A 6,795-nucleotide genomic window follows, 5' to 3' on the forward strand; every position below is an offset into this window, starting at 1 on the left:
TCCGCCGCGTCCGGCGCCCCCGGCTGCCCCGGCTGCCCCGGCTGCTGCGCGAACGGATGTTCCGCCGGTACTGGTCGGCGCAGACGGTGTCGTACTTCGGCGACGAGATCTCCACGCTGGCGCTGCCGCTGCTCGCCGTGCTCATCACCGACGCCGGGCCGACGCAGATGGGCTACCTGACCGCGGCCGCGCTGGCGCCGAACCTCTTCTTCTCCCTGCTCGCCGGGGCGTGGGTGGACCGGCTCACGCACAAGCGGCGCCTCATGGTCCTCAGTGACGTCGGCCGGGCGGGGCTGCTCGCCACGGTCCCCGCCGCCTACCTGCTCGACGTGCTCACAGTGACCCAGCTCTACGTCGTGGCGTTCGCGGTGGGCACCCTCGCGGTCCTCTTCGAGGTCGCCCGCGGGCCGCTCTTCGTCTCCCTCGTGGAGCGTCGGGACTACGTCGAGGCGAACACCCTGATCAACGGCAGCCGGGCGCTCTCCCTGGTCGCCGGGCCCAGCATCGGCGGTCTGCTGGTGCAACTGCTCACCGCGCCGATCGCGCTGCTCGCCGACGCGCTCTCGTACGTCTGGTCCGCGTACTTCCTGGGCCGGATGCGGACGACGGAGCCGGCGCCGGCCCGCGGCGGTGGCCTGGGGATCGTCGCCGGCCTGCGGTTCATCGCCGGGACGCCGATGATGCGGGCGATCGTGCTCGGCACCACCACTGTCAACCTGTTCAACTTCATGTTCGCCGCGCTCTTCGTGCTCTACGCCACCCGCGACCTGCACCTCTCACCCGGCCTGCTCGGCACGGTGCTCGGCGCGGGCGCGGTGGGTGGCCTCTTCGGCGCCGCGGTCACCGGCCGGCTGACCCGCCGCCTCGGCATCGGGCCGGCGCTGGTGACCGGCTTCGTGCTCTTCCCCGCTCCGCTCCTGCTCGTCCCGCTGGCCGAAGGGCCGACACCTGTGGTGCTGGCCATGCTCTTCGCCGCCGAGTTCTTCTGCGCCGTCGGCGTGATGGTGCTCGACATCGTCACCGGCTCGGTGCAGACCGCCCTCACCCCGGACTCGATGCTGGCCCGGGCCACGGGAGTACGACGCACCATCAACTACGGCATCCGGCCGATCGGCGCGCTCATCGGCGGCGCGCTGGGGGCCACGCTCGGTGTACGCGAGGCGCTCTGGATCGCGACCGGGGGCGCGCTGGCCGGCGTGCTCTGGGTGCTCTTCTCCCCCGTCCGCCGCCTGCGTGAGCTGCCCGAGGCGGCCGAGGCCTGACCTCACCCACGCCGCCGCGCCGTGCCATGCCGGCGTCCGTGTCGAGCCGCCCCTTCGCCGACACCCCGGCTCCGCCGTACGTGACGGTCATCTTCGGCTCCGTCCGCGCTCCTCGTCGTCCGACGGCGGCTGACCAGGCCGGGCCGGAAAATGACGGCGCCCACCGATAGGCTCATGCCCATGCGTCGACTGATTCCCGTCGTTTCGATCGCCCTCGCCGTTCTCGTGGCCGGCTGTGGCAGCAACTCCGACAGCTCCCCCACCGACTCGCCCGCCACGTCGAAGGCCGACCCGGTCACCGTCATCAAGGAGGGCATGGGTCGCAGCCTCTCCAGCACGGTCATCATGGACGCCTCGGTGAAGGCCGGTCCGGCGACGATGGAGCTCACCGGCAAGATGGACCCGGCCGCCAAGGTGCTCGCGGTCACCACCACGGCGCCCGAGGAGATGGAGGCTCGGCTCATCGGCGACGCCGCCTACATCAAGATGGAGACGTCCGGCAGCGGCAAGCCGTGGATGAAGATCGACCTCACCAAGCTCCGGCCGGAGAGCTCGCTGCGGCAGTCCTTCGACCTGGAGTCGCAGACCGGTCTGGTCGGCGGGATCGTCACCGCCGAGAAGGTGGCCGAGGGCAGCTACAAGGGCACCGCCGACCTGGAGAAGGCCGTGCAGGCCGCGCCGACCGACGGCGGGATGCGCGACGGCCTCGAGTCGACCGCCAAGCTGGCGAAGGACCCGAAGGCGATCCCGTTCGAGGCGACCGTCGACGCCGAGGGCCGGGTCACCTCCCTCTCGTACACGATCACCACGAAGAGCCTCGGAGATCTCGTCACCGAGATGAAGATGCGCGGCTTCGGCGAGCCGGTGAAGGTGGAGGCGCCGCCCGCCGGCGAGACCGAGGACGCCGCCGCGGAGATGTACACGTTCCTCTGACGTCCCGGAGCGCCCCCGGCGGCGGGACGCGCCACGGCGTGACACGAAGGGCCCAGGTTGCCCGGCGGCGAGCCGGACGGCCCGGGCCCTTCTCGCATCCCCGTCCGGTCGGCTAGAGAGGTGGCGCCGGCAGCTCGGGTGGGCGTCCTCGGGCGCGCACCCCGTCGGACACCGCGATCCAGGCCAGCACGAGAGCGGGCACCACGGCGACCAGCAACGGCGGCAGGAACATCATCGCCGGTGAGCCGGCGACCAGCAGGATGGCCCCGATCACCCGGTTGCGGGAGACCCGGCCGAACACCGCGTACTCGAACATGCCCCGGCCGGCGAGGAAGAGCGTCGGCCCGCCGAGGATGACGGCGATCCACGCCGGCTGCACGTCCCCGAACGGATGCGCGATGACGAGCTCCACGGCGATGGCGCTGGGCACGATCCCGGCGACCATCAGCAGGTGGGAGTAGAGCGCCCAGATGCTGGCCCGGACCGGGTCGGAGGCGGCTCCGATCGCCACCGCGAGGAGGCTTCCGGCACGGTGGATGTAGATCCGCCACAGCAGCGCCGTGGTGGCGAACGCGACCACGACCGCCGCGATCCGCCCCGACCCGAACTCGCTCCCACTGAACGTCAGCCCGGTGACCAGGATCAGCTCACCGAGCCCGACGATGAACAGCTGCCGGTACCGTTCGGCCAGGTGCTCGCCGGAGATCGCGAACTCGGGCCGCATGTACGCCCGCCCCAGCCGGGGTGTCGGGAGGCCCAGCGCGAGGGCGGCGCACTCCAGACCCACCGCCGACGCCCACAGCACGTCCCGCGCCACGTGCGTGAACGCGCCCACGATCAACGGCACCGCGGCCACGCAGTGCCAGAAGAGCACCCGTACGAAGGCGCGCGACGCCTCGTGGCCGCGCAGCAGGACGACGACGAGTAAAGCGGGGCCGATCTGGGTGGCGATCCAGGTGCCCGCGAAGAAGAAGCCCCGCCCGTCGAACGCCTTGGGCGCCGCGGCGGCCATCACCAGCGTGCCGAACATGGTCGCGAGGACCAGCAGCTGCACCACCGGGTGCTGCGGATCCAACCGGTCGGTGAGCCCCGACGTGGCGGTCCAGACCAACCAGAGGGCGAGCAGCAGCACCAGCGTGTGGAAGGCGCCCCGCCAGCTCAGGTTCCTGGCCAGCCCGGCGGCGAGGGCGGCGAGCGTGAAGACGAACACCAGGTCGAAGAAGAGTTCCAGGAAGGCGGCGCGGGGTTCCTCCGGTCGTCGCAGCAGCGCGGCTGCCCCACTCGTCATCGATCCGCCCGTTCTGCCGGTGCTGGCCGCCTCTCCGGCAGTCGTACCACATGGCGGCGCCGCGAGAATGCGAACGACCGGCGGCGGCCGGGCAGCCGACCCGGCCGCCCGGTCGGCGACGCCGGCTCCCCACGCCGGCCTCGCCAACGAGCGCGTCGGCGGTGAAATCCGATTCGTGGACGCGGATGTGCTGATCGCCGGCTGTGGACCCGTCGCGGCGCCGTCCCGACCGCTTCACCGCGACCGGCGTCCCGCTCGGCCGAGCGTCCGTCGCGCGGGCCCTACCGCATGCGGGGCTGCGGTACCCGTACCGACGCCATGCCCGCCGCCGTCGCGGCCTGGATGCCCATGTCGGTGTCCTCGAAGACGAGACAGTCCTGCGGGGCGACACCGAGCAGCTCGGCCGCCCGCAGGAACGCCTCCGGGTCCGGCTTCGCCCGCGCGTAGTCGCCGGCACAGACGAGTACGTCGAACTTGTCGAGGAGACCGAGCGTGCCGAGGGACGCGGTGACCGACTCGCGGGTGCTGCCGGAGACGACCGCGAACGGAACCCGCCGGTGGGACTCGACGATGTGCTCCAGGACGCCGGGCACGGCGGTGAGCTTCGGCAGCAGCTCCCGGTAGAGCTCCTCCCGACGTTGGGCGACCACCTCCACCGGCATGGCGAGACCGTGGCGGTCGTTGAGGTCCACGATGATGTCCGCGACCGGACGGCCGCCCCAGGCGTAGAAGAGGTCCTCCGGAAGCTCGCAGCCCCACTCCCGGAGTGCCTGCTGCCAGGCGAGATGGTGCAGCGGCATGGAGTCGGCGATGGTGCCGTCGCAGTCGAAGAGGTACGCCCGGTACTCACCGGCAGGCAGGGGCAGGCTCACCCGTAGCAGGGTAGACGGCCTCGCTGGATGTCTCGGGTCTCACTCCGCGGCGGCGCTGCCCACATACTTGGCCGATCGGCCAGATCGCTCGACGATCTCCGGCGTCGCCGGGGGCGTCGGCGAGGCCGACGGGGTCGACGTCACCCGGGGTCGACATCGGCGCGCTCGCCTGGCTGATTCGGGCCATCTCGCGACGCCGCCTGCATCCGCGCTGGTGGGGAGTGCTGCTGCCGCTCGTCGGGGCCGGCATCCTGGTGGGCTTCGGCTGGCAGGTGATGACCGCCGGAGGGATCGGTGCCAACATCGGAGCCGGCCTGATCGTCATCTTCGGCGGCCCGATCCTGGTGGCGCTGCTGTCCACCGCCGCCGTGGTGTCGTGGCGCGTGAAACGGCGAAGCCCAGGTCGTTGACCTGGGCTTCGGTGCCGAGCCGCCTGACGGAATCGAACCGTCGACCTACGCATTACGAGTGCGTCGCTCTAGCCGACTGAGCTAAGGCGGCAACGATCGTCAAGTGTACGGCACAGGCCCGCCCCGGCCGAATCCGATACCCCCGTCATCGCCTCGCGGTCACAACCCGGGCAAGAAGCCCGAAAGCGTCGTTGGCCGGACAGCGCTCGCGTTGTGGGCCGGACTACGCTGCGGCGGTGACCGACGATCATGCCCACCCCGGCGATCCGGACCACCCCCTCGACGGCCGGCCGGCCGTCGGCGACACCGATGAGCGCTGGCCGACGACCGGGAACGCCGCTGACCGGAACGTCGCCGAGTCGCCCTCCGGGGAACCGGTCGGGGAGCGGGCCGCGCGCCGACCCCGGACCACCGATCCGCTGGAGCTGGGCTTCACCCCGCGCAAGCCCGTCCCGTGGCTGGCGCCGTTCCTGCTGATCAGCACCGGCATCCGTACCCTCCTCGCGATGCTCTTCGGCGCGTACCTCGACAAGCGGGAGCTGCAGAACTCCCTGGAGTCCCGCATCGAACGGCAGATCGGGCCGGACGGCGGGCTCTGGCTGGACTACGTGGCCGACCTGGGCGACGGCTTCAACGCCACCTACTCGATCGCGTACCTGCTCGCCCAGCCGGAGCTGGACGTCGACGGGCATCGGCTGCCGCGCGCGCAGACCCTTGTGATGGGCGGCGACCAGGTCTACCCGTCGGCGGCCTTCGAGGCGTACGAGGACCGGTGCAAGGGCCCCTACCAGGCCGCCCTGCCCGTCACCCCGCCCGAGAAGCCCACCCTCTTCGCGGTTCCCGGCAACCACGACTGGTACGACGGGTTGACGGCCTTCCTGCGCCTCTTCGTCCGCTCCCGCGATCGGCACTTCGGCGGATGGGGCACCGGCCAGTCCCGGTCGTACTTCGCCGTCGAGCTGCCCGGCGACTGGTGGCTGCTCGGACTGGACGACCAGTCCGGCTCGTACCTGGACGATCCGCAGCTCGCCTACTTCGACACGGTGGCCCAGCAGCTGGGCCCCCGGAACCGGGTGATCCTGGCGGTGCCGGCGCCGACCTGGGTCAAGGCCGCCGACCACCCCACGGCGTACGACTCGATCGACTACTTCATCCGCACCATCGTCGCGCCCACCGGGGCCGAGGTACGGCTGCTGATCTCCGGCGACCTGCACCACTACGCCCGGTACGCCGGACCGGACCGGCAGCTCGTCACCTGCGGCAGCGGCGGCGCCTACCTCTACCCGACGCACAAGCTGCCGGAGCGGATCGAGGTGCCCCCGAAGGACACCCTGGCGCGCAGGGCCAGCCTCTCCCGGCCGTACGACCTGGCGGCGCGCTACCCCGACGCGGCCCGCAGCCGGCGGTACGGCTGGGGGATCTTCCCCCGGCTGCCGCTGCGCAACCCGGGCTTCACCACCCTGCTCGGCACCCTGCACACCCTGTTGATGCTCGCCATGTCCGGTGTGGCGGCGAACCGGGTCGGCACGACCGAGCAGCGGCTGTTCAGCGTTCCTCTGGTGCTGATGTTGCTGGTCACGTTGCTCGGCGCCGCGTTCTTCGCGAAGCCGCCGAGTGCCGGCGGCAAACGGCACGCCCGGCACTGGATCCTCGGCGTCGGGCACGGACTGGCCCACCTCGCGCTCGGCGCGGCCGGCACCTGGGTCTGGCTGCAGCTGCCGTTCGCCGACTGGCCGTGGCCGCTGCCGGTGGTGGCCGCCGCGGTGGTCTACGGCCCGGCCAGTGGGCTGGTGGCGAGCCAACTGGTGGCGGCGTACCTGCTGGTCGCCGGCGCGTTCGGGGTGAACCTCAACGAGCTCTTCGCCGGCCAGGGCATCGAGGACTCGAAGGCGTTCCTGCGGATCCGGATCGACCCGGACGGCGCTCTCACCATCTATCCGATCGCCGTCGACCGGGTCTCCCGTGACTGGCAGGTGAACCCCGACGAGACCCCCACGGCCTCCTGGCTGACCCCGAAGACCCCGCTGACC

The 6,795-nt window shown here is 71.8% G+C and carries 6 protein-coding genes and 1 tRNA gene; 4 read left to right on the plus strand and 3 right to left on the minus strand.

Going from position 1 to position 6,795, the window contains the following annotated elements; all coding sequences use genetic code 11:
- Positions 1-56 precede the first annotated feature (56 nt).
- Positions 57-1,262: an MFS transporter gene (locus tag E1211_RS15000; protein ID WP_132349470.1), complete on the plus strand. Its 1,206-nt coding sequence runs from the start codon at positions 57-59 to the stop codon at positions 1,260-1,262.
- A gap of 180 nt (positions 1,263-1,442) precedes the next feature.
- Complete coding sequence (locus tag E1211_RS15005) at positions 1,443-2,195, plus strand: hypothetical protein (protein WP_132349460.1); 753 nt, start codon at positions 1,443-1,445, stop codon at positions 2,193-2,195.
- A gap of 112 nt (positions 2,196-2,307) precedes the next feature.
- Here the strand turns inward: E1211_RS15005 and E1211_RS15010 are convergent, their stop codons facing one another.
- The gene (locus tag E1211_RS15010) at positions 2,308-3,483 is read right to left on the minus strand and encodes a low temperature requirement protein A (RefSeq protein ID WP_132349462.1); all 1,176 of its coding nucleotides are present in this window, start codon (positions 3,481-3,483) and stop codon (positions 2,308-2,310) included.
- Positions 3,484-3,764: 281 nt separating this feature from the next.
- Positions 3,765-4,355 carry an HAD family phosphatase gene (locus E1211_RS15015; RefSeq protein ID WP_132349463.1) on the minus strand — a complete coding sequence of 197 codons (591 nt, stop codon included), beginning with the start codon at positions 4,353-4,355 and terminating at the stop codon, positions 3,765-3,767.
- A 221-nt stretch (positions 4,356-4,576) separates the two neighbouring features.
- Here E1211_RS15015 and E1211_RS15020 point away from each other — a divergent pair, with 221 nt between their 5' ends.
- A complete protein-coding gene (locus E1211_RS15020) occupies positions 4,577-4,765 on the plus strand; it encodes a hypothetical protein (protein ID WP_132349464.1) in 189 nt (62 codons plus the stop codon).
- 17 nt (positions 4,766-4,782) lie between these two features.
- On the opposite strand, the gene E1211_RS15025 is transcribed toward E1211_RS15020, so the two are convergent.
- A tRNA-Thr gene (locus E1211_RS15025) sits at positions 4,783-4,856 on the minus strand.
- 145 nt (positions 4,857-5,001) lie between these two features.
- Between E1211_RS15025 and E1211_RS15030 the strand changes: the two genes are divergently transcribed.
- Positions 5,002-6,795 (plus strand): metallophosphoesterase (locus E1211_RS15030; RefSeq protein WP_243709538.1); only part of this gene is annotated, 1,794 nt, incomplete at its 3' end.

Origin of the sequence: Micromonospora sp. 15K316 (assembly GCF_004348525.1) — a bacterium.
Taxonomy (GTDB): domain Bacteria; phylum Actinomycetota; class Actinomycetes; order Mycobacteriales; family Micromonosporaceae; genus Micromonospora.

Coding starts and splice junctions, on each gene's coding strand:
- E1211_RS15000 (WP_132349470.1), top strand. CDS start 57: ATGTTCCGCCGGTACTGGTCGGCGCAGACGGTGTCGTACTTCGGCGAC.
- E1211_RS15005 (WP_132349460.1), top strand. CDS start 1,443: ATGCGTCGACTGATTCCCGTCGTTTCGATCGCCCTCGCCGTTCTCGTG.
- E1211_RS15010 (WP_132349462.1), bottom strand. CDS start 3,483: ATGACGAGTGGGGCAGCCGCGCTGCTGCGACGACCGGAGGAACCCCGC.